We start from the raw sequence: 22,279 nt of genomic DNA on the forward strand, positions 1-22,279 counted from the left end.
ACAAATGAAAATTGGGAAAATATGCTACAATAAACATATAACATACTAGAAAGGAACGATATATATGAGTAATGATAACAAATTAAAGTTATTACACTACTTAGCCTTCTTCCCTACCCTTGTATGTATGATGTTACTAGTTGATATGAATGCTTATCCTTATGCAAAACTATTAGCAACAATTAGCGGCTCCTTTGCAGCTATTATGCTTGCTGCTTTTTGGAATTTGAAGATACGTATGAAGAAAGAAAAATCTTCTTAATGCCAAAACAATAAAAAAATCGAGCTTACACAGCTCGATTTTTTTATTGTTTATTAAAATTCAACATTCTCCAAATACAAACCACTCGCCTCAGCAAGACAATTAATTTGATTACGTTGTTTTTCCTCTAAAATATTTGGGATTGCGTCCGCATCTAATTGTCCTAATCCAACTTCAATTAATGCTCCAACAATTTTTCGTACCATGTTATGAAGGAATCCGTTACCACTTACTCTAATTTGTACAAATCCTGCTTCTTCCATCACTTCAAGTGTATATACTTCTCGAACCATAGACTTTTTCTTTGATTTCGCATTTGAAAAAGCAGTAAAGTCATGTGAACCAACTAAATGTTTCGCAGCTTCTTTCATGCTTTTCACATTTAATTTTTTATTCACATGCATGCTGTATTTACGCATAAATGGATTTGTATGCTCTTCATTCCAAATTTTATAAAGATATGTTTTTGCTTTAGAATTATAACGAGCATGGAAGCGATCTTGTACTTCTTCTACATTCGTAATGCTAATATCGTTGGGTAAATATTGATTTAAATATTTTTTCACTTTATGTTCCACTAACTTCTCATCACTTTGAAAGTTAGCAACTTGATTCAAAGCATGTACACCCGCATCTGTTCTACTACAACCGATAATTTCAATTTCTTTTCCGATCATTTCAGATATGACACTCTCGATTTTTCCTTGAATTGTATTATCGTTATTACCGAGACGTTGCCATCCTTTAAAACGTGCACCATCGTACTGAATCGTTAATTTATAATTATTCATTTTACTCTCCTTCATAGAAAATATTCCCTCATATCGTGAGGGAATATGAATAAACTTTACTTTCTAACAAGCTTCACTACATTTTCTACATGGGCTGTATGTGGGAACATATCAACTGGTTGTACATATTCCACTTCATAACTCTTCATTAATGCTTGTACATCACGTGCTAATGAAGAAGGATTACAAGATACGTAAACAACTTGTTTTGGTTTCACTTTTAAAATTGTTTCCAGTAATTTATCATCGCAACCTGTACGAGGTGGATCGACAACAATTACATCTGGACGCCATCCTTCTTTTACCCATTTCGGTAACCATTGTTCAGCTTTACCTGCTTCATATTTCGTATTTGTAAATCCGTGACGCTTCGCATTTTTTCTTGCATCTTCAATCGCTTCTGGAATTACATCCATACCACGTACTTCCGCTGCATCATTTGCAAGCCAAAGACCGATTGTACCAACACCACAATAAGCATCTACAATTTTCTCATCGCCTGTTAAAGCAGCTGCTTTTTTCGCTTCATCGTATAAAACAACTGTTTGTTCTGGATTTAACTGGAAGAATGCACGTGCTGATAATTCAAATGATAAATCACCTAGTGTTTCTTGAATTACTTCTTTTCCAGCTAATTTAAATGTTTTATCACCGAAAATAACAGATGTTTTACGCCAGTTTACGTTTTGCATAATTGATTTAACAGCTGGCATCTGTTTTTGTACTTCTGCGATAAATTGATCTTTATTTGGTAATTCTTCTTTTGTTGTAATAAGTGTAACTTGTACTTCCCCTGTTTGAACTGCAGTACGTGTCACAATTGTGCGTACTAAACCTTTTTGTTTTTTCTCATTGTAAATAGAAACATTTAATTTTTCTAATATACGTCTTACAACTTTTGTCGCTTCATTCGTTGCTTTATGTTGAATCATACAGTGAGCAATATCAATTAACTGATGTGAATTTTGCTTATACAGCCCTGTAATAACCTTTTCGTCTTTACGTCCCACTTGTAATTGACTCTTATTACGATAATGCCATGGGTTTTCCATACCAAGCGTTGGACGAATTTTTTCTTCCAAACTGTTGTTCATATACTTCTCGAATGCTTGTACGACGATATCACGCTTTTGATTTAATTGTTCTTTATAATCTAAATGTTGCAGCTGACAACCGCCACACTCTTCATATACCGGACATGGTGCTTTCACACGATGTGGTGAAGCTTTACGAACTTTTTTCACTTTCGCTTCAGCGAAGCCACGCTGAATTTTCGTTGTTTCAGCAACAACTTCTTCTCCTGGTAATGCCCCTGGAATGAAAACAACTTGTCTCTTAAAATAACCAACGCCTTCTCCGTTAATCCCAAGACGTTTAATTGTCACAGGAAACGTTTGACCAACTTCCAACTTACTCTCATGTTGCTTTTGTATCATTATTACACCTCTACTCTATACTTTTCCATAAATATAACGCTGCATAACTGCAGTATGGTTCACACTCTTGTTTCACTTTTTCTAAAAATGCATCATCAGGTTTATCATCTAATTGAAATACACCTTGCACTGCACGCTGAATCCCAATGTCCGCTTTCGGAAACATATTTTTCCGTCCAAGCCCGAACATTAAAAAATTTTGCACTGTCCATGTACCAATCCCCCTAATTGGTAACAATTGTGCGGAAACCTCTTCATCCGCCCTGGTTTCTATACTCGCTAAATTTAATGTACCGCTGACAATACTTCGACCTAACCCTACTATATATTCAGCCTTTCGCTGACTAAACTTCTGCTCCCTCAATTCTTCTATTGAAATATTTGCTACTATTTCTGGAGTGGGGAAAAAGAATACACCGTTCTTCTCTGTTCCATATCGTTTCACAAACTGTTCTGTTAACACAGTAGCAAATTTCAAATTTATTTGTTGATGAATGATACAGCGAAGAAGACAAGCAAAATAATCAAACTCTAAAATAATTGGAGTATAAGCATATGTTTCAAATAGTGGACGTAATGATGTGTTTAAAAAATGATTTTGTATATCTTGAAACGGTTCATTCCAATGAAAAATGGCCCTCATTCGTTTCATGACTTTCTCTTGATCTCCTGCCTGACTAGAGATCCAAAACTGTGGATTTTGAACAGTACCAATCCCTTGCAAGCGAACAACAATCTGTTCCTCGTCTATACAAAGCGGGACATAAATGACTTTCTCATCTAATTGAATGACGTTAAGAGGATCAAAAGATAAACGTTTTAATACCTCTTCAAAATGATACGGATACTCTAACGTAACATGTTCGCTCCACATACGTTTCCCCATCCTTTTTACACATCATTATAGCATGAGAAAACCGCAAGCATACATGCTTACGGTTGATTGCTTTTTACTAAGTCATCTAGACTTTTAAAATGATACCCTTTCTCGCGCAAATCATCAATGATTTTCGCAAGTGCTTCTGCATTATCTTTTGATATTGCATGAAGTAATAAAACAGATCCTGGATGAATCATCGTCATTACATTATTATGTGCATATTGCCATCCTCTTTGCTCGTCCACTTTCCAATCCAAAAATGCAAGTGACCAAAATACATTATAATAGCCCATTTCTTTCGTAAGAGCCAACGTTCTTTCACTAAATACGCCGCGCGGCGGACGTACATATTTTACTTCTTTTTGCCCAGTTACTTTTTTAATCTCTTCCGTTACACTCGTTAATTCTTCACGAAGTTTCGCATCATTTACCGTTGTAAAATCAGGATGACTCCACGAATGATTTCCAATAATATGTCCTTCATTCTTCATTCTTAATAACAAATCTTTTTGGGTTTTAATATAATGACCCGTTACAAAGAAAGTTGCCGGTACTTTTTTCTCTTTTAATACATCTAAGATTTTCCCTGTGTATCCATTCTCGTACCCATTATCAAATGTTAAATAAATATCTTTTTTCTTTGCATCCCCTAAATAAAACCCACCATTTTTTTGTAGTAAATCTGTGTATAACTTTCCTGCATCTGGTACTGTTTCATTTTTAGGACGCGGGATTCCCCAGTTATGTGGAGTATTTGTATAAGCTAATGCTGAAACTGGAACAAGTGCCATCATAATTGAAAAAATGAGACCGATATATAACCATTTATATTTCATAAATAGTCTCCTTTCCATATATAATCGTACTTGTAGTTTCTGTTGCCGTGCATTCTTTCATGCTGAACATGTTTTTCTATATATACCAAAAAAATGCATCTCGAATCATTCGAGATGCATTTTTGTTTACTTAAATACTGGCTCTTTAAAGCTAGCTAATTTTTCAAGTGATGTTTTATCAACATCTGCATGTAAGCTATTACCATGAGAATCCATCGTTACAACTGCTTTAAATCCTTCGATACGTAAATGCCACATTGCCTCTGGAATACCAAATTGTAAGAAATCAACATCTTTTACTTCTTTAATACATTCGGCATAATATTGCGCTGCACCGCCAATTGCATTTAAATATACACCACCGTGCTCTTCTAAAGCCGCTAATGTTTTTGCACCCATACCACCTTTTCCAATGACAGCGCGAATACCGAATTTCTTCATAATATCGCCTTGGTACGGTTCTTCACGAATACTTGTCGTTGGACCTGCCGCTTTAATTTGCCAGTTTTCATTTTCATCTTTCACGACAACTGGACCACAGTGATAAATAACTTGTCCTTTTAAATCTACTGGACAATCGTTATCCATTAAATGCTTATGGATTGCGTCACGACCTGTATACATCATGCCATTAATTGTTACAACATCACCAACGCGAAGTTCACGAATTTGCTCTTCTGTAATTGGTGCTTGTAATACAATCTCACGTTGCTCTGTTTTTTCTTGCGCTTCTTGCTGAAGTGTATCCTCACCTTCTTGATATAGCCAATCCATAATTTCACCTGTTTCAGGATGGATTGTTACGCCAAGGCGGCGATATGCCCAGCAATTATACGCAACAGATATGTAGAAACTAGCTGGCAGACGATTATACACGCCAATTTTACAACCAAGTAAAGTTGTTTCTCCGCCAAATCCCATCGTACCAATGCCAAGCTTATTCGCATTTTCTAATACGTACTCTTCAAGTTTTTGTAACTCTGGTACTGGATTGACATCATCTAATGTACGGAATAATTGATTTTTTGCTAATTCGTAACCTGATGTGCGGTCTCCCCCGATACCAACACCAATTACACCTGCACTACAGCCTTGACCTTGCGCTTGATATACAGCATGAAGAAGGCATTTACGAATCCCTTCTAAATCACGGCCAGCGCGTCCAAGTCCTTCTAATTCACACGGTAAGCTATACTGAATATTTTTATTCTCACAGCCACCACCCTTTAGGATTAAGCGTGCATCAATATAATCTTTTTCCCATTGTTCAAACTTAATAACCGGTGTACCTGGTCCTAAATTATTTCCACTATTGTCTCCAAAAAGAGAATCAACAGAATTGGGACGAAGTTTACCATCTTTTGTCGCCCGCTCAAGCGCATTATAGATAGCTTCCTTCAAATGTAATTGATTCACACCAACTGGTGTATAAATTTTAAACGTTGGCATCCCTGTATCTTGGCAAATTGGCGAGATGTTATCATCAGCCATTTTAATATTATTCGTAATTGTGCCAAGTGCCATCGCAGAACGAGTCCCTGCATTTTCTCGTTCTTTCGCTTGTTGAATCGCACGACGAACATCTTTCGGTAAGTTCGTTGACGTTTCAACAATTAGTTGATACATGCTTTCTTGAAGCTTTTCCATTGTTACTTCCCCCTCAATTGTGAACGCTACCAAAACGTTATGAGCTGAAAATTCCATCGTTATGCTCTTCAGCTTTTTATTTGTTTCACGCTATTAAAGCATAAATGAAATTTTTCACAACTTGATTATACCTTTTTTTCTACCGTCCTTCTATTATCCATACAGAAAAAGGCTGCCAATTTTGCATTGGCAGCCTTTTTAATATATTATTCGTCTTTTTTAAATTGCTCACATTTTAATTCTAATTCATCTAACATCGCAAGAAGACGATCTACATCTTCTAACTCTACTTCTTCAGGTTCAATTGTATCAATTACTTCAATGAACATATTTAAACGTTCTTTTAAATATACTAGTTGTGAATCTTTATCTTCAATTGCTTTTCCCATGAAGGCACTCTCCTTTTAATTCGAGATGCTTTTATTATACCGCAAAAATGATTGCTATGGGCATGAAATTTCATCAATTTTGTCACAGCCATTCATTCAAATGTAAGCCCTCTCTCTTTTTTCACAAAAAAGTTTCACTTTATAAAAAGTACATATTCTTCTATTATAGAGAATGGACAAATTGTTATTTCAATAGTCAAAGGAGTATTTCATATGACGATATCACAAAAAATGAAGCCGATTACTCCTTCTTACGATCCATGGGAAGCGTATATGGACCTTGAAGAGTACGGCAAACTACTATTAACAAACGTTGAGTTTACAACGACAACGTTATGCAATATGCGTTGCGAGCATTGTGCTGTTGGTTACACATTACAGCCGAAAGATCCAAATCCGCTTCCTATGGAACTTTTATTAAAACGATTAGATGAGATTCCTCATTTACGTTCTTTAAGTATTACTGGCGGAGAACCAATGCTTTCAAAGAAATCCGTCGACAACTATGTAACACCACTCTTAAAATACGCTCATGAACGAGGCGTTCGCACTCAAATCAACTCAAACTTAACTATAGATTTAGCACGTTACGAACAAATTATTCCTTATTTAGACGTATTGCATATATCTCATAACTGGGGAACAATTGATGACTTCGTTGAAGGTGGATTTGCAATGATGGAACGTAAACCTACTTATGAACAACGTGCAAAATTATTTGAACGAATGATTACAAATAGTAAAGCTCTATCAGATGCAGGTGTACTCGTATCAGCCGAAACGATGTTAAACAAAAGGACTCTACCGCATATTGAACATATTCATCGTCAAATTGTCGAAGAGATGGGCTGTAAACGTCATGAAGTTCATCCAATGTATCCAAGTGACTTCGCGAGTAATCTAGAGATCTTAACAAAAGCTGAAATTCGAGATGCAATTGAGCATTTACTAGAAATTCGCGATGAAAATGTATGGATGTTATTTGGAACTTTACCTTTCTACGCTTGTAGCGATGACGAGCGAGACATCGCCACATTTAAGAAATTACAAGAAAGCAAAAATGTAACAGTTCGTAACGATCCAGATGGTCGTTCTCGTTTAAACGTCAACATTTTCGATGGAAATATTATTGTAACTGATTTCGGTGACGTTCCTCTTCTAGGTAACGTACAAACAAACACACTACAAGAAGCGTATGACAAATGGAGTGCTTCAAAAACAGCACAATCATTAAGCTGTCACTGTCCTGCAGTAAAATGCCTTGGACCAAATGTTCTTGTAAAAAATAGCTACTATCCGACAGAAGACTTCTTATCAAAAACAGCAAACATAACATTTTAAAGTTCAACTTTAATCAGTGGGGGTTTTGTTCATTCCCCACTGATTATTAGTTGAACCAATTGCCCACAAATAGCGGGATAAATAAAAACGTCAGCTTATAAGCTGACGTTTTTTCATATTATTGCGAGTGAGAAGAAGAAATGAATTTAAAATACAAATGATCATGAATTGGAATAGCAGCTCCGATTCCTTGTGAGGTAATATTTTTTACTACAAGCCTCTTTTGATTTCCTTTTAACACAAGGTACACTTCTCCAAATGTTACTTTTCCTTTTTCATTTACTGCTGGTGTATAAGCGTATAAATATCCAAGTTGACTCGGACTAATATTATACACACGCTCATGTCCAGTACCATAACCAATGGTCGTTTTAAATGCAAGTGGCAATTGTACTTTTTCAAGTGCTTTGAGAAGCATCATTTTTTTCACATCCGCAGTATTTTTCATATCTGCTGTTAAATCACCTTCAACCGTCTTTTGCGTTTCTTGCTTATAGCGTAGCGGATATAAGCGATCTCCTCCGCGATTATCGTACACATTGCGATTTACTTGTTTATATTCCCAATTAATCGACGTATCAACCGATTCATAATTTAAAGCCCATTGACCTAGATAAATCTTCGCTCGGTACCCTACCGCAAGCGGCGCATTCGAAATTGTCGTTTCATTAAACATTCGAATTAAGTCCGGATTTTCAATTTTAATATTTGCTGTTTTCAATAGTTCTTGAGCAAACTTACTCGGTTGTAAGCGCGGCAAATCTTGCGCATCATTTGGAAACGTATTGTCTTTAGAAATATTTAAAACAGATGAAGGCATTTTTGTTTCTACCGTTGTCTTTGCAAAACTCATGTTAGGAAATAATAGAATAAACGAGACCATAGTTGAAAGACATATGCTGTATACTCGTTTCACCTGTCTGGCTCCTTCCTATGTAAAGGTATATATACTACTTTGTTTATTGTTTTCTCTCAATACAATTGTTATGCCTATTTTTCATAATAAATAAAAACCAATTCCCATAATGACATACGCCGCTAATAAAGTACCGCCTTCAAACCAATTTGTATCTCCATCATTTGAAATCGCAATCGTTAAGAAAACAGCTGTAATCATAGAAACAAGTTCTGGTATTGTAAATACTAAAGGCATCCTTTGTGCAAGGAACATAGAAAGCAGTACTAATACAGGAGCAACAAACATGGCAATTTGCAACGTAGAACCGACTGCAATTTCAACTGCAATATTTACTTTATTTTTATACGCCATAATAATTGCAGATGCATGTTCCGCTGCATTCCCAACAATTGCAACGATAATAACCCCTATAAATAACTCTGACCAACCAAATGACTTTGCAACTGTCTCAAATGTATGCACAAGCGCCTCTGACACATAAGCGACCGCAATTGTCGCTATTGCTAAAATGAGTAGCGCTTTACCTTTCGACCACTCTGGTTCTTCCTCATGAGCTACTTCATCCGTTTTATGTTGATATACACCACGATGCGTAACGAGCTTAAATAGCAGTGCAGCAAGGTACATAATAATCATAATGATAGAAACACCGATACTTAATTGATACGTCTTCCCAGCATCCATCTTCATTGAAAAAATCTCTGGAATAACAAAAGCTACTACTACCGCAAAGATTAATAAAGCTGAATTATGCCTTGCATCATATACATTAAAACTTTGTCTTTTGTATTTAAGCCCTCCTATAAAGAAGGATAGCCCTCCTACTAATAATAAATTCCCAAGTACAGAACCCGTTAAAGAGGCTAATACAACCTCAATTAATCCCGCCTGAAGTGCAAAAATCGAAATAATTAGTTCAACAGCATTACCAAAAGTAGCATTTAATAATCCGCCTATTCTAGGTCCAGAGACAATTGCCAAACTTTCTGTCGCTCTCCCCATAAAACCCGCTAAGGCGATAATAGTAATGCAATACACAGCGAACATAATTGTTTGAGGCCAATGAAGCATTTTTCCAAGTACAGAAAGTGGTACCCCGATCAGCGCTACTATAAGAAATATTTTATTAAACATGCTTTTCATCCTTCCATCGTATGTATTTCTCCTCGATATTATTATTATTCTTCTCCTAACTTGTCCGATTTCATCACAATTACGTTTAAAAAATCGGATTGAAGAAAACAGTATAAAAGATATTTAAATTATCTTGTTTAAACGGAGAAAACAATAAATTATGAACAGGGGTTAAAAGCATGCATTTAAAAGAAAAAATTGAAACTATTATTTGCGGTCAACGAACTGGTGTATTATCTACTGTACGTGAAAATAAACCTCATAGTACCTTTATGATGTTTTTCCACGAAGATTTTGTGTTATATGTTGCAACAGATCGGAAATCAAAAAAGATAACAGATATCGAAAACAATCCAAATGTACATGTACTACTTGGACGTGAAGGAAAAAAATTAGATGAAGATTATATTGAAGTTGAAGGCTTAGCCTCCATCGAGGAAGACTCCACATTAAAAAACAAGTTTTGGAATAATAGCTTAAAACGCTGGTTACTTGGTCCTGAAGACCCTAATTACGTATTAATAAAAATCAATCCCGACACAATTTATTACATCGATGGTGCTGGTACGACGGAGCCCGAGTTTTTACGACTATAAAATAAAACAAGCCCCCTTTAGGTGGGCTTGTTTTGTCGAAAAGTTCTTCTGAAAAAAACAATAAAATAGGTGGAACTTTCTAAAGATTCTGTTATATAATAGCAGTAACTTAAATAAACTGTATTAAAACAGATTGAGAGGAGAAATCAAATTGATGAAAAGAGAAGAACGCAAAAACATGATTGAGTTTATTGAAAAGAAAAAAGGGATTGAGCGTGATGAATTATTGTTTATGACAGACGATGAAGTAGAACATATTTATAATGTAACGTACTTTTTGTATGAAGAAATTGCAGAGTAGTATAATAATCCCCACCTTATTAGAAATATAAGGTGGGGATTATTTCGTTATTTGCGGAGCGGTAAAATCCCACTGATTAAAGTTTCGCTTTATACGTGAGAATGGTTTTCATGTATAATAATGTAAGATTGGAGGAATTTTACTATGAGTTCATGGCTCTTATTCGCACTATTATCAGCAATCGCTGCTGCCCTTGTATCTATTTTCGGAAAGATTGGTTTAGATGGAATCGATGCCAATGTTGCAACAACGGTTCGTTCTATTATTATGGCATTATTTATGGTGGGCGTTATTATTATCCAAGGTAAATTTCAAAATATCGGCGACGTACTGCTAAATAAAAAAGCACTGCTCTTTATCACATTAAGTGGGGTTGCAGGTGCTTCGTCATGGCTATTTTATTTTCTTGCCCTTAAAACAGGGAAAGTTTCACAAGTGGCTCCTGTCGATAAATTAAGCGTCGTATTTTCTATCATCCTCGCGATGATTATACTCGGTGAAAAGTTAAACTTTATGACTGGCGTTGGTGTAGTCTTTATTACAGCTGGTGTATTATTTATTGCTTTCAGCTAAAAAAACCGCTAATAGCGGTTTTTCTTTTTCTTTATATAAAACCATACAATACATGTAACAACTACTGAAATGAATAAAATCCATACTCCGTAATGATGTAGGCTATACTCAACGAAACGCCACTTCTCTCCTAACTTCCAACCAAGTCCAATAAAAACACTTATCCAAATAAGCGCACCACCGTAAGCGTACAAACAAAAACGCCAAAGTGTTAAATTCGACATCCCAGCAAAATATGCTGTTAAATGACGTACTCCCGGGATAAAGTAACCAATCATTAAAAGAAATGGTCCATATTTTTCAAATAAAATATGCGTTTTTTCAATGTGATGTTCTTTAATTCTAATCTTCGGTCCATATTTTTTTAAAACAGGGAGTCCAAGTTTTAAACCTAATATGTAGCTTAATGTAATACCTAACATCGCACCAGCCATCCCGCTTAAAAAAGCAGCAGTTCCTGACATAACTCCTTTAGAAACATTATAACCAACGAAGGTCAATAAAAACTCGTCTGGTATCGGTAATCCAACAATTCCACCGGCCAACGCTATAATAATTCCAAAATACCCATAATGCGCGATTAACTCGCCAATATGTTGTTCCATTCGGAAAACACATCCTATGCACGATCGTTATTCCACATTGTGCCCTTTCTATCTTTCAGACAAACATGGTATACATATTCACTATACATTGTTTTTATAATGAACTCTACTTCTATCCATTCCTTTAGCAGGAAGAAAGTGAACCATTAATCAGTGGTGATTTGTTCATCCTCACTAATTTTTAGCACACACCAATTGTGCGCCCGACTCCCTCCTACTTCCCTTGTATTCACCGCTTTTTAAAGTGCTAGTCTTATTATCTGTAAATAGTGGGATTAAAAAATAAAAATTCATATGCTTGTTTTTTTGTTACAATAAAGGAAAGTTACTTTTCGCAACGGTTTAACTCTCAGGAAAAATGATATATCTAGCAAAAACATAGTTTGGTCGATATAATGCAACTTCTACCTATTAAAAGAACATACACCCTTTACATACAACATCATTTTTCTAAATTATACAGGGGGAACGAACATGACCATTGAAAATCAATTTATCCAAAAGGTTTACTATAAAACATTTTTAACAGAAGAAACTTCTACTCCAGTATCAGAAGTACTCGGTGAAGCATATATAAATGAATCTACAAATGAATTCTCCAACATTTCTAATATCCGCTTTGCTCAAGGTGAATTTTATTACCAAAATAAAGACTTTGAAGCAGCGATATTTAAATGGGAGAAAGTAAATAACGAACTTGCACTTTGGGCAACCAAAAATATTGCAGATTCTTATTTTGAACTAGGATTCTTGCCAAAAGCAGAAGAGATTTATCAATCTATTCAAACGGAAGATACAACTCTTACAATGGAAGTTTCCTTACAACTTCTTTCTCTGTACATCGAACAAGATCGTTTAGGTCTAGCATTTAAGACGATTAGTGAGGCCGTTGCATTTCAACCTGACTATCCTAATATTACTGCAATTGCTCGCTCATTCTATGAAAAACAAGAAGATTGGAATAATGCTATCGAACTTGCCGTTCAAGAAGGAATTCGAACAAAATCGTTACACTGGTTCGATACTTTAATCAATTATGTGAATCAAGGATTCACGAAACAAATCAAACCAGAATATTTCTATGAATCTTTAAAAGCATTATATGCAATTGATCAAGTCCAATTTAAAGAACTTGTTATTGCGCTTTGGAACAGCTATCAAAATGAAAACTTGCATCTACCTTGGATTCAAACAATAAATCATTTATTCTTACATATTGAAACAGACAACAATGACGATTGGCATGAAATTGTTGAACGCTATCAAGATACGTACTTTGAGTTAATTACTGGTGAGCATTTCATGCATGAAATGCAGGGACTTGTACCAGATTTATTAACCAATTGGTTTAGTTTAACGAAAGCAAAAGATGCCCTATTTGTCTCTGCTGCAGTGTTAGCATGGAATGAAGTTTCACCTACAACTTTAGAGTCATTACTCGTAAAAAGTGCGGGAGCCCTACTTTCTAATTCAACAGCTGAAACAAATGTAAATATGGAAACAGTTTCTCATTTATTCGAAACAATTGCTGTATGGGCTGAAAAAAACGATGTGGATTTAAGTCATCAATTTACGTTACTCGTTCACGAACTGTGTGATTTAAATGTTACACAATTACTAATAGCGGGAACTAGTGACCAGGATAAATCATCATTCATCAATTCTATACTAGGAGAGAACATCTTAACTGAGACTGTAACAACTCCTATTCTATTTAAAGATGATAGCCAAACTGAAATAACAGAATTCACCGCGTTAGATGTACACAATATACCTAGCTTTGATGAATTCCATCAAAGAATGGCTACACCTTCCGAATCAGAACTTGAGAAAAAATGTATAGAAATTAAGTTACCAAGTAGATTTTTAAGAAAAAATAAATTTGCATTTCTTGTTACGCCACCTGTTCAAGGGCAAGTAGATAAAAATAGCTCATATTTTGAATACTTACAAGCAGCAGATAGCCTTATTTACGTATTAAATTCTTCTTCACCATTACATGGTGAAGAACTTGATACATTACTTTATTTACGTGAACAAGTGCCAAATTTACAAATTCATTTCGTATTACACACAAATAATACGACCAATAACGAAAAACTAATGAGTAAAATTAAAGTCCATTTCCAAAATGCACAGTTCTTCCCATACTCTCCTTCACAAGAGAGTAGCCAGCAACTTGGAGACGTGACAGAGTCTATTCTTTCTAATCTAGCAGAACGTAACATGGAACAAGAACGTATAGAAAAACTAATATGGTTTACTCAAAAGACAATCGCATACCTTGTAAATGAACGTGTGGAGTTAGAAAATACATTAGTGAAATCCGTACGCTGGAATAAACATATCTCAGTTAAATTAAATGGATTTATTAACAACCTTACTGCTCTTGAAAAAGATAAAATTCGTTCTATTACAGAATCTTATCTTTTAACGAAAGAAGAAATCACACGAGATATCCATTCTCAAATTCCTGAATTATTACAGAGTTGTTCTGACCTCGTTCAAGAAGATAGCGACTTCAAATTAGTTCATGAAGAATTAAATACTGCGATGAACGAACGAGTTCAAAAACATGTACAACAAGTGCTTCTTCCTAAATTTACTGGTTCTATTCAGGAATGGATTGAAACAGCTCATAATGAATTTATTCAAGCTCAATCTTATTTAGATGAAATGAGTGAAACGTTTAATAAATTATATAAAGAAGAACGCATGAAACTTCCTTGTGATTTCAAATTACTAGATGACTGGCATCGAGATGTTGTACGCATGACAAATAGAATTACAGTAACGAACATCAATATTTTATTACGCTTTACACCGACACAATTTTTCTTAAAAAGTGCGGGAAAACTATTTGGTAACATGCAAAAAAATCAGTCTATGCTCGCAAACAAATATAAACAATACATTGAAACGGAAGACTATACGGAAATTGCTCAAACAATCTCAAAACAATTCTTCCTTCAATTTGAAGTATTTGAAGGCGCATTAGAACGAGATATCATGATGTTCTTTAAAGATCCACTTAGCATATTGAAACAAAATGTAGAAGCAGCTCAACTTGAAATACAGGAAGACGAGCAAACATTAGCAACATTAAGAAGCAACCCAGAAACTTATCACGATCCGTTAGCATTCTTTAAACTGCAACTATTGCAACACAAATTCGTTTTAAGTACAAACAAAAACAATGAAGACGTCTATGAATTTAATGAGTCTCCTACGATTTAACATAAAAAACCAAGCAAATTTCAGTTTGCTTGGTTTTTTACTTTAATTCATTATTTTCATATGTTCAAATGGATAATAAATTGCCGCTAATTCTCCTAATACATCTTCTCTATCAATAAGTCCTAAACCATTTCTACTATCTCTGCTTATTAAGCGATTATCTCCCATAACAAAAATCTTATTTTTAGGAATTGTAATCGGTCCAAAGTCCTCTGTTAAATTCATAAGTTTTTTTTCAGCTTGTTTTTTATTACTATACAAATACGCTTCCTGTGTCACTTCATGATTCACATATAATTGATCATTTCTCACCTCGATTACATCGCCAGGCAAACCAATAACCCTTTTCACATAAAAATTATCCGTCTTCACAACAATAATATCTTCTCTCCCATAACTTTCAAACTGCTTTGCTAACTTATTAACAATCAGCTTATCCCCATCTTGTAACGTCGGCTTCATGGACGCTCCTTTTACAGTCGTAGGAAAAAACACAAAAATTTTCGCTAAAAACACTAACAAACATGCAATTGCAATTGTTCCAAAGAATTCACGCAAACGTTTTTTCTTTTGCATCATTCCACCATCTCATCATCTTTTTACTTTTATTATAAGGAATTCAACTGTAAAATTTCCACAAAATTCTGAATTATAAAATTGTAATATTACAAACTTAAAAATAACATCCTCATAAATTTATTATTTTTATATACCATAATCTATATTTATCTCACTATTTGCGAACAGTAAAAAAGATACCCTCAAAATAGTCTATCCACTATTTTGAGAGTATCTTTTTATATTCCCACATATACAATACACATTTGAGCCGCTACATATGTAAACCAAATCCAAAGTGGTTCATACTTTAATTTGCGTCCTCCAATATCTGTCACGCCTATAATAAAATCAGAAATCACAAATAGTAAACCACCAAAAGCCGGTATCCACCATATTCCTATATTCTCATAGTATAGGGCGAATGCAAAGCAAGCCATTCCTCCAACCCACAATCCGTAAATTAGAGCTCCTATCGTAAACAATTTATCTTGTTTATCATTTCGTATAAAAAAGAACCATCCTATAATTAGAAAGAGTCCGTATACGAGTAAACCAATCCAAAAACCATTCCATGAGATGCCTGTTTGCAAAAATGCTTTTACATAAAAACAATGCGCAAGGGCAAAAGTAATCATACCTCCAATTAATCGATGACCAATTGGAATCAAACCTGCCATAAATAAATCTCCTACAGTTGATAACGTCATACCTAGTGCAACCCACGTACTATACTCTACTGATGGATCTTGTAACCATATCCAAATTGCACTTGCTGTTAAAGAAAAACTAAGAATAAGACGCACCGCTAAAGGTAACGGCATATTATTTCTTGTTTTTTTTGTCTGTCCTATTGCGTACATTGCACCAATTAAAAAAAGAATGATTTGTCCAATTAACACCATGTAAAATAGATTCATAACATGTTCTCCTCAATAAATGCTTTTTGTATCTTTTTTCGTTACACCTAGTCTATTATCCTTTTTCTATATAAAAAAAGAAGAACAGTACTGTTCTTCCATTGTAATCGTTTTCCTGTTATCTATGCTACTTGTTTTTCGTTCGCCCTTTTCTGCTTAGCTGTCGTTCGATTCACCACGATAATTCCCGCGGCTACACATGCTAAACCGAATAATACAAATGAATGAATTGCTTCTCCTAAAATCATGCTCGATAATAACACACCAAATACGGGTATAAAGAACATGTACATTGATACTTTTCCAACCTTGTTATACTTCATAATTGTATTCCAAATGCAAAAGCCTGCTGCGGATAAGAAAGATAAGTAGAGAAGCATAAGTATTGCATGTACACTAAATGTAAATGGCATGGCTCCAACTTGCAAAGCCCCTATACATAATAGCCCGATAGAACCAAAAATCATTTGGTATGCTGTCATATAGCCAACATCTAATGTTTTGCTACCTTCTTTCGCCAATATGTTTCCATATGAATACAACATTGCTGCACTAAGAAGTAATAAGCTACCGATTCCGAAATGGAATGACAAACTACCATCACTCGGTACATTTACTAAAATGACACCACAAAAGCCGATAGAGACCCCAATTATTTTTCTCATATTGAGAGCGTCATCTTTATATAAAAAATGAGCGAGTAAAATTTGAAAGAATGATGATGTTCCTGAAATGATAGCTCCTTCAATGCCAGAACTATAACTCATTCCAATATAAAAACATATATATTGAAGAAATGTTTGAAATAAACCAATTTGTACTAACTGTTTCCCCGTTCCTTTTTTGAAGCTCATATCTTTTCCTAATACTTTAAAGAATAATAAGAGCATGACTCCAGATAAAAAGAAACGATAACCAGCAAATAATATTTGCTCCCCAACTTCTTGTGGCTGAATTCCAAGTTCAGCATAACTTAATTTAATAAATGGGAATGCGCTCCCCCATAAAAAGGTCGCTACTATTGCAGCAATTAGTACGCCAATCGGATGGGTAAAAAATTTCTCTGTCTTCACTTGTTGTCTTCCTTTCCGATCTTTATATGAACAATATTCATATATACCAAAGGAAGTGTGAAAACACAAGTTTTCAGTTTATACGCAAACAAAACATATCATCTAACGAAAACATATGATATACTATAGAATAATTACAACATAATAACTATTAAAATCAGATTCAACAGAAATGCTGCTATCCATTATGGATGGCAGCTTTCGTCGTTTTATAGGGGTTTCGATTTTGATTCTTTTTCTCAATAAGAATTTGGAAGGAGCGAGTAGAATGAACTCAGAAGTAAAAACATTACAAGTACAAAAGTCTATTTCTCATCCCTCTTTATGGGATACATTAAAGAAACATCATGAACTTATATTTGCAATCGCATCTGGTGTTTTCATTTTAGCTGGTTGGTTATTCACAAAGAACGATGCAATGAATGTAGGCATTACTTGCTATATCCTTGCTTATATAGTTGGTGGATATGCAAAAGCGAAAGAAGGTATTGAAGATACCATTGAAGAGAAAGAGCTAAATGTCGAAATGCTCATGCTCTTTGCTGCTATCGGTGCTGCAATCATTGGCTACTGGGCAGAAGGTGCAATTTTAATCTTTATCTTCGCACTAAGCGGTGCGATGGAATCTTATACATTAAGTAAAAGTCAAAAAGAAATTTCAGCGCTTCTTGATTTACAACCTGAAGAAGCATTACGTATTTCAAATGGAACCGAAGAACGTGTTCCTGTTGGACGATTACAAATTAACGACATTATTTTAATTAAGCCAGGTGAGCGCGTTCCTGCTGACGGTACGATTCATAATGGTGAAACAAATATCGATGAAGCAGCAATTACTGGAGAACCTATTCCAAATGAAAAAAAATATGGCGATGAAGTATTTGCCGGTACTGTAAATTTACGCGGTGCTATCGAAGTTAAAATTACGAAGCCGAGCGATCAAACATTATTCCAAAAGATTATCCGTCTCGTCCAAAGTGCACAAAGTGAAAAATCACCATCACAACTATTTATCGAAAAGTTTGAAGGAACATACGTAAAAGGTGTACTACTCGTTGTTGCGCTTATGATGTTCGTCCCTCATTTCTTACTTGACTGGAGCTGGAATGAAACGTTTTATCGCGCTATGATCTTACTTGTAGTCGCATCTCCTTGTGCACTCGTTGCTGCCATTACACCAGCAACATTATCTGCAATTTCTAACGGAGCAAGAAATGGAATTCTCTTTAAAGGTGGCATACATTTAGAACGCCTCGCTTCAGTAAAAGCGATCGCCTTTGATAAAACAGGAACATTAACACAAGGAAAACCTACCGTAACAGATGTATATGTTCGAGAAAGTATGACAGAAAAAGAAGTACTTTCTATTACAGCATCAATTGAAAGTCACTCTACACACCCTTTAGCTGAATCTATTGTTAAATATGCACAACATGCGTATGACATTGCATTAAAAAAACCAGAAAATGTTGAAGATGTAACTGGTTTTGGACTCAAAGGAATATTTGAAAACAAAGCTTATAAAATAGGTAAAGCTGACTTTATCGGTGAAGAAACAAAGACATTTCATAATGGTATTTCTGCCTCACTTGAAAAAGAAGGTAAAACTGTCGTTTATATTAGTGATGAAGAAGGCATTCTTGGACTTATCGCTTTAAAAGATACACTTCGCCAAGAAACTATAGCTGCTATTCGCGAATTACAAAGCATCGGTGTCGAGGCAATTATGATTACTGGAGATAATGAAGAAACGGCAAAAGCTATTGCCTCTGAAAGTAATATAAAAGAATATTACGCATCATGCTTACCAGAAACAAAAGTTGAAACGATTAAAAAGCTAAAGGAAAAATACGGGACAGTAGCAATGGTCGGAGATGGTATAAATGATGCCCCTGCACTCGCTACTGCTAGCATTGGTGTAGCAATGGGAGAAGGAACAGACGTAGCTTTAGAAACTGCAGACGTTGTACTTATGAAAAACGAATTATCTCGACTTTCTCAAGCGATCCGCTTATCAAAACGAATGAATCGTATTGTAAAGCAAAACGTAATCTTTTCACTAGCTGTAATTGCAATGCTGATTTGTTCAAACTTCTTGCAATTTTTAGCTCTTCCATTCGGTGTTATTGGGCATGAAGGAAGTACAATTCTTGTCATTTTGAATGGCTTACGATTATTAAAAGGAAACAAATAAGAAACGGGTCTCTCATAGAGGACCCGTTTCTTTTAATGGTAGCTATTATGCCCGTTCGCACTCCCACTCGTTTTATGCTTTGGATGCGAACTACTCTTTTGTTTATTGTTATTTTTATTGTTGTGATTCTTTTTATTATTACTCATGAAATATCCCCCCTGTTCCCTATTATTATGGAACAAGAGCTTACTTTTCATTACGGGAATTATTGTCACCCGTCCTATAATGATGGAGTAAACCATTAATTTCACCGCCAAGTAAAATGACCCATCCAGTCAAATAAAACCATAACATTAAAATAATAATACCACCGAGACCACCATATGTATTGGCGTAATTCGCAAACTTATCTACATAATAAGCAAATGAGTACGATACCACAATCCATCCTACAGTAGCAAATGTTGCTCCTGAAATGACTTCTCTTCTTTTTAACTTTCGATCTGGTGCAAATGTATATAAAAAACTAAACAATGCAAATAGCACGAAAAAACTCGCTACTAATCGCGTAATACTCCACACGTAAGAAAAACTATCCGATAACCCAATTGCTTTAAATACCGCTGCTCCAATGACTTGTCCAAACACTGGAACAATTAGCGCAAACACAATCATAAAAATAATCGCTAATGTAAACACAATGGATAAAGCTCTCGTTTTAATAAAGGAACGTGTTTCTGTTACATCATACGCACGATTAAAAGCATTCATAACCGCATTTACCCCGTTTGAAGCAAACCATAGCATTGATAATAAACCAAATGATAATAAACCACCATTTTGCTCATTTACAACTTTATCAACGTTTACTTCAATTAAAGACATTGCATCTTCGGGTACGTACGGTTCTAATAAGTTGAGCACACTTTCTGTTTGAAGGTCAATGAATCCAAGAAGCGTAATTAAGAAAACAAGCCCAGGAAAAATCGCAAGCAAGAAGAAATAAGCGAGCTGTGCTGCCAAGCCCGCTACATCATCGCGCATCGTCCGGTCATACAAATCTTTACCAAACGAATAAGTACGATTTCTTCTCACCTTTTCTAAAATTTTTCTCATATATGTTTAAACGCTTTTCTTCTCTTCTTTATCTTGCTTCAACTCAATGTACGCTTCAGTTTTTTTTTCCTCTACATTTGAGTCTTTCATAAATAGTTCACGCGCTTCTTTCATACCGCCCTCTTCAGCAACTATTGGCTCTTCTTCTGCTTTCAACTCATCTACCTTTGAAGATACAGCTTGAATTTCAATCGTTTCTGGCTTCTCTGCTGGCTCAACCTTTTTCTTACTAAAAATTTCTTTCGTTTCTTTTAACGTCTCTACAACAGACGGCGTCAATTTTTTAATTTCTGCTACTTTCGCTTTTACTACATTGAAGTCAGCGAGTTCGCGTCCTTTATCTGTAACAGTTTGCACTTTTTCTTTTATCTTCGCATTTTCACCGATTTCAATCATCTTTGTTTTTGCTTTTTCCGCAGTATTTTTTACTTTTTCACGGTTTTCCTTCTTCAACATAGATACAGCCACACCTGCAGCTACACCAATCGCAATGTTTCGAGCAATATTATTTTTCTTTGCCATATTCCTTCACCCTTTCATTTCTTATGTTAGAAAGTATTTCTTTCTAAGCTTCCTCATATTCCTTGTTCATTTCGAATGAAAGCTAATAGCTTTGCACACCCTTCTGTTACAAGGTCATATACTTCTTGGAAATTCCCTGTATAGTAAGGGTCAGGAACGTCTGTCCAGCCACCGTCTGGAACAAAATCGGACAGTCTACCAATATAGCCTCCAGTTTTACCTAAACTTTTTAAATCTGCTATATTCTTGTTGTCCATGGCAATAATATAATCAAACTTTGTTAAGTCTTCTTTTTCTACTTGCCTTGCTTTAATTCCTTCAAAAGTGACTGCATTTTCTTTTAAAATTTTTTGTGTTCCTTTATGTGGCGGATGGCCAACATGCCAATCTCCAGTTCCTGCAGAATCAATGACAATTTTCTCCTCGAGTCCCTCTTTTACGACAAGATCTCGAAAAATTGCTTCTGCCATCGGTGAACGGCAAATGTTCCCAAGACAAACAAACAATACTTGAACCATATTTTTGTTCTTCCCTTCTTGGTGCATTTCTTTATATATACTTATAGTATAAACAACCAATTATTAATTATAAAGGAAATCCCTACTAATTTAATAGGATTGAAAAGATTCATTAACGAAAATGATAAAAAATGTTAAGATATCCTTATGTTATTTTAAAGGGGGACACTTCGGTGGATTTATCCGTAAAGTCAGAAGAAAACGTTGAATATATGGTCGAAGCTATTAAAGAAAAATTACGTATGGTTAATGCTGGAGCGATGAGAGCTGCTAGCTTTAATGAAGAAATGTACGAAGACTTACGTGACATTTATGAGCATGTTATGAAACGTGAAACATTCAGCATCAGTGAAATGCAAGCTATTACAGAAGAATTAGGTACATTAATTAAAAAGTAAAAAAAGCCTCGTTTATTGAACTGCACCCCAATTGTTAGACACAGTCTAACAATTGGAGGTGCAGTTTTTTGTATGACAAAATTTACGAAGGAT

General features: G+C 35.1%; 23 protein-coding genes. 8 read left to right on the forward strand and 15 right to left on the reverse strand.

Going from position 1 to position 22,279, the window contains the following annotated elements:
• The first annotated feature begins 64 nt into the window (after nt 1-64).
• Nucleotides 65-262 carry a hypothetical protein gene (locus JDS99_RS20125; RefSeq protein ID WP_097889303.1) on the forward strand — a complete coding sequence of 66 codons (198 nt, stop codon included), beginning with the start codon at nt 65-67 and terminating at the stop codon, nt 260-262.
• A gap of 53 nt (nt 263-315) precedes the next feature.
• On the opposite strand, the gene truA is transcribed toward JDS99_RS20125, so the two are convergent.
• From truA to JDS99_RS20155, 6 genes are all read right to left on the reverse strand, one after another.
• A complete protein-coding gene (gene truA / locus JDS99_RS20130) occupies nt 316-1,053 on the reverse strand; it encodes a tRNA pseudouridine(38-40) synthase TruA (RefSeq protein ID WP_075313210.1) in 738 nt (245 codons plus the stop codon).
• Between the two features lie 56 nt (nt 1,054-1,109).
• Nucleotides 1,110-2,489: a 23S rRNA (uracil(1939)-C(5))-methyltransferase RlmD gene (gene rlmD / locus JDS99_RS20135; protein ID WP_000615214.1), complete on the reverse strand. Its 1,380-nt coding sequence runs from the start codon at nt 2,487-2,489 to the stop codon at nt 1,110-1,112.
• Nucleotides 2,490-2,499: 10 nt separating this feature from the next.
• Entirely contained in the window at nt 2,500-3,363 is an 864-nt protein-coding gene (locus JDS99_RS20140; protein ID WP_000269433.1) for a DNA-3-methyladenine glycosylase family protein, read from the reverse strand.
• Nucleotides 3,364-3,422: 59 nt separating this feature from the next.
• Nucleotides 3,423-4,205: a delta-lactam-biosynthetic de-N-acetylase gene (gene pdaA, locus JDS99_RS20145; RefSeq protein WP_060486931.1), complete on the reverse strand. Its 783-nt coding sequence runs from the start codon at nt 4,203-4,205 to the stop codon at nt 3,423-3,425.
• A 126-nt stretch (nt 4,206-4,331) separates the two neighbouring features.
• Nucleotides 4,332-5,852 (reverse strand): class I fumarate hydratase, encoded by a 1,521-nt coding sequence (gene fumA / locus JDS99_RS20150; protein WP_199695591.1) that lies wholly within the window; start codon nt 5,850-5,852, stop codon nt 4,332-4,334.
• A 206-nt stretch (nt 5,853-6,058) separates the two neighbouring features.
• Nucleotides 6,059-6,241, reverse strand: a complete 183-nt coding sequence (locus JDS99_RS20155; protein WP_000513547.1) for an SE1561 family protein — start codon at nt 6,239-6,241, stop codon at nt 6,059-6,061.
• A 213-nt stretch (nt 6,242-6,454) separates the two neighbouring features.
• Between JDS99_RS20155 and yfkAB the strand changes: the two genes are divergently transcribed.
• Nucleotides 6,455-7,582: a radical SAM/CxCxxxxC motif protein YfkAB gene (gene yfkAB, locus JDS99_RS20160; protein ID WP_000156029.1), complete on the forward strand. Its 1,128-nt coding sequence runs from the start codon at nt 6,455-6,457 to the stop codon at nt 7,580-7,582.
• A gap of 118 nt (nt 7,583-7,700) precedes the next feature.
• Here the strand turns inward: yfkAB and JDS99_RS20165 are convergent, their stop codons facing one another.
• Nucleotides 7,701-8,498: a YfkD famly protein gene (locus tag JDS99_RS20165; RefSeq protein WP_088061643.1), complete on the reverse strand. Its 798-nt coding sequence runs from the start codon at nt 8,496-8,498 to the stop codon at nt 7,701-7,703.
• 81 nt (nt 8,499-8,579) lie between these two features.
• Nucleotides 8,580-9,635: a calcium/proton exchanger gene (gene cax / locus JDS99_RS20170; protein WP_142291666.1), complete on the reverse strand. Its 1,056-nt coding sequence runs from the start codon at nt 9,633-9,635 to the stop codon at nt 8,580-8,582.
• Nucleotides 9,636-9,814: 179 nt separating this feature from the next.
• On the opposite strand from cax, the gene JDS99_RS20175 reads away from it, so the two are divergent.
• The 3 genes from JDS99_RS20175 (at nt 9,815) to JDS99_RS20185 (ending at nt 11,105) form a co-directional block, all read left to right on the forward strand.
• On the forward strand, nt 9,815-10,231 hold the full coding sequence (locus JDS99_RS20175) for a pyridoxamine 5'-phosphate oxidase family protein (RefSeq protein ID WP_000550224.1): 417 nt from the start codon (nt 9,815-9,817) through the stop codon (nt 10,229-10,231).
• Nucleotides 10,232-10,385: 154 nt separating this feature from the next.
• Nucleotides 10,386-10,532: a BH0509 family protein gene (locus JDS99_RS20180; protein ID WP_000817786.1), complete on the forward strand. Its 147-nt coding sequence runs from the start codon at nt 10,386-10,388 to the stop codon at nt 10,530-10,532.
• 144 nt (nt 10,533-10,676) lie between these two features.
• Entirely contained in the window at nt 10,677-11,105 is a 429-nt protein-coding gene (locus JDS99_RS20185) for an EamA family transporter (protein WP_000100307.1), read from the forward strand.
• Between the two features lie 8 nt (nt 11,106-11,113).
• On the opposite strand, the gene JDS99_RS20190 is transcribed toward JDS99_RS20185, so the two are convergent.
• Nucleotides 11,114-11,710, reverse strand: coding sequence for a DedA family protein (locus JDS99_RS20190; protein ID WP_046953695.1), 597 nt, complete (start codon nt 11,708-11,710; stop codon nt 11,114-11,116).
• A 474-nt stretch (nt 11,711-12,184) separates the two neighbouring features.
• On the opposite strand from JDS99_RS20190, the gene JDS99_RS20195 reads away from it, so the two are divergent.
• Nucleotides 12,185-14,947 (forward strand): tetratricopeptide repeat protein, encoded by a 2,763-nt coding sequence (locus JDS99_RS20195; protein ID WP_098133565.1) that lies wholly within the window; start codon nt 12,185-12,187, stop codon nt 14,945-14,947.
• Nucleotides 14,948-14,989: 42 nt separating this feature from the next.
• On the opposite strand, the gene lepB is transcribed toward JDS99_RS20195, so the two are convergent.
• From lepB to JDS99_RS20210, 3 genes are all read right to left on the reverse strand, one after another.
• Nucleotides 14,990-15,526, reverse strand: coding sequence for a signal peptidase I (lepB, locus tag JDS99_RS20200; protein WP_087982334.1), 537 nt, complete (start codon nt 15,524-15,526; stop codon nt 14,990-14,992).
• A 218-nt stretch (nt 15,527-15,744) separates the two neighbouring features.
• Nucleotides 15,745-16,425 carry a lysoplasmalogenase gene (locus JDS99_RS20205; protein WP_088061635.1) on the reverse strand — a complete coding sequence of 227 codons (681 nt, stop codon included), beginning with the start codon at nt 16,423-16,425 and terminating at the stop codon, nt 15,745-15,747.
• Between the two features lie 122 nt (nt 16,426-16,547).
• Nucleotides 16,548-17,498, reverse strand: a complete 951-nt coding sequence (locus JDS99_RS20210; RefSeq protein ID WP_088061633.1) for a DMT family transporter — start codon at nt 17,496-17,498, stop codon at nt 16,548-16,550.
• A gap of 268 nt (nt 17,499-17,766) precedes the next feature.
• Here JDS99_RS20210 and JDS99_RS20215 point away from each other — a divergent pair, with 268 nt between their 5' ends.
• Entirely contained in the window at nt 17,767-19,692 is a 1,926-nt protein-coding gene (locus JDS99_RS20215; RefSeq protein WP_098133564.1) for a heavy metal translocating P-type ATPase, read from the forward strand.
• A 186-nt stretch (nt 19,693-19,878) separates the two neighbouring features.
• On the opposite strand, the gene JDS99_RS20220 is transcribed toward JDS99_RS20215, so the two are convergent.
• The 3 genes from JDS99_RS20220 to JDS99_RS20230 are packed head-to-tail and all read right to left on the reverse strand — an operon-like array spanning nt 19,879 to nt 21,788.
• Nucleotides 19,879-20,748: a YihY/virulence factor BrkB family protein gene (locus tag JDS99_RS20220; protein ID WP_001226530.1), complete on the reverse strand. Its 870-nt coding sequence runs from the start codon at nt 20,746-20,748 to the stop codon at nt 19,879-19,881.
• Nucleotides 20,749-20,754: 6 nt separating this feature from the next.
• Complete coding sequence (locus JDS99_RS20225; protein ID WP_001085384.1) at nt 20,755-21,270, reverse strand: DUF4075 domain-containing protein; 516 nt, start codon at nt 21,268-21,270, stop codon at nt 20,755-20,757.
• 53 nt (nt 21,271-21,323) lie between these two features.
• Complete coding sequence (locus JDS99_RS20230) at nt 21,324-21,788, reverse strand: low molecular weight protein-tyrosine-phosphatase (protein ID WP_000250910.1); 465 nt, start codon at nt 21,786-21,788, stop codon at nt 21,324-21,326.
• 173 nt (nt 21,789-21,961) lie between these two features.
• Between JDS99_RS20230 and JDS99_RS20235 the strand changes: the two genes are divergently transcribed.
• Nucleotides 21,962-22,186 (forward strand): DUF1128 domain-containing protein, encoded by a 225-nt coding sequence (locus JDS99_RS20235; protein ID WP_000366197.1) that lies wholly within the window; start codon nt 21,962-21,964, stop codon nt 22,184-22,186.
• Nucleotides 22,187-22,279: the final 93 nt, after the last annotated feature.

The organism is Bacillus cereus group sp. N6 (assembly GCF_016483705.1).
GTDB lineage: Bacteria > Bacillota > Bacilli > Bacillales > Bacillaceae_G > Bacillus_A > Bacillus_A wiedmannii.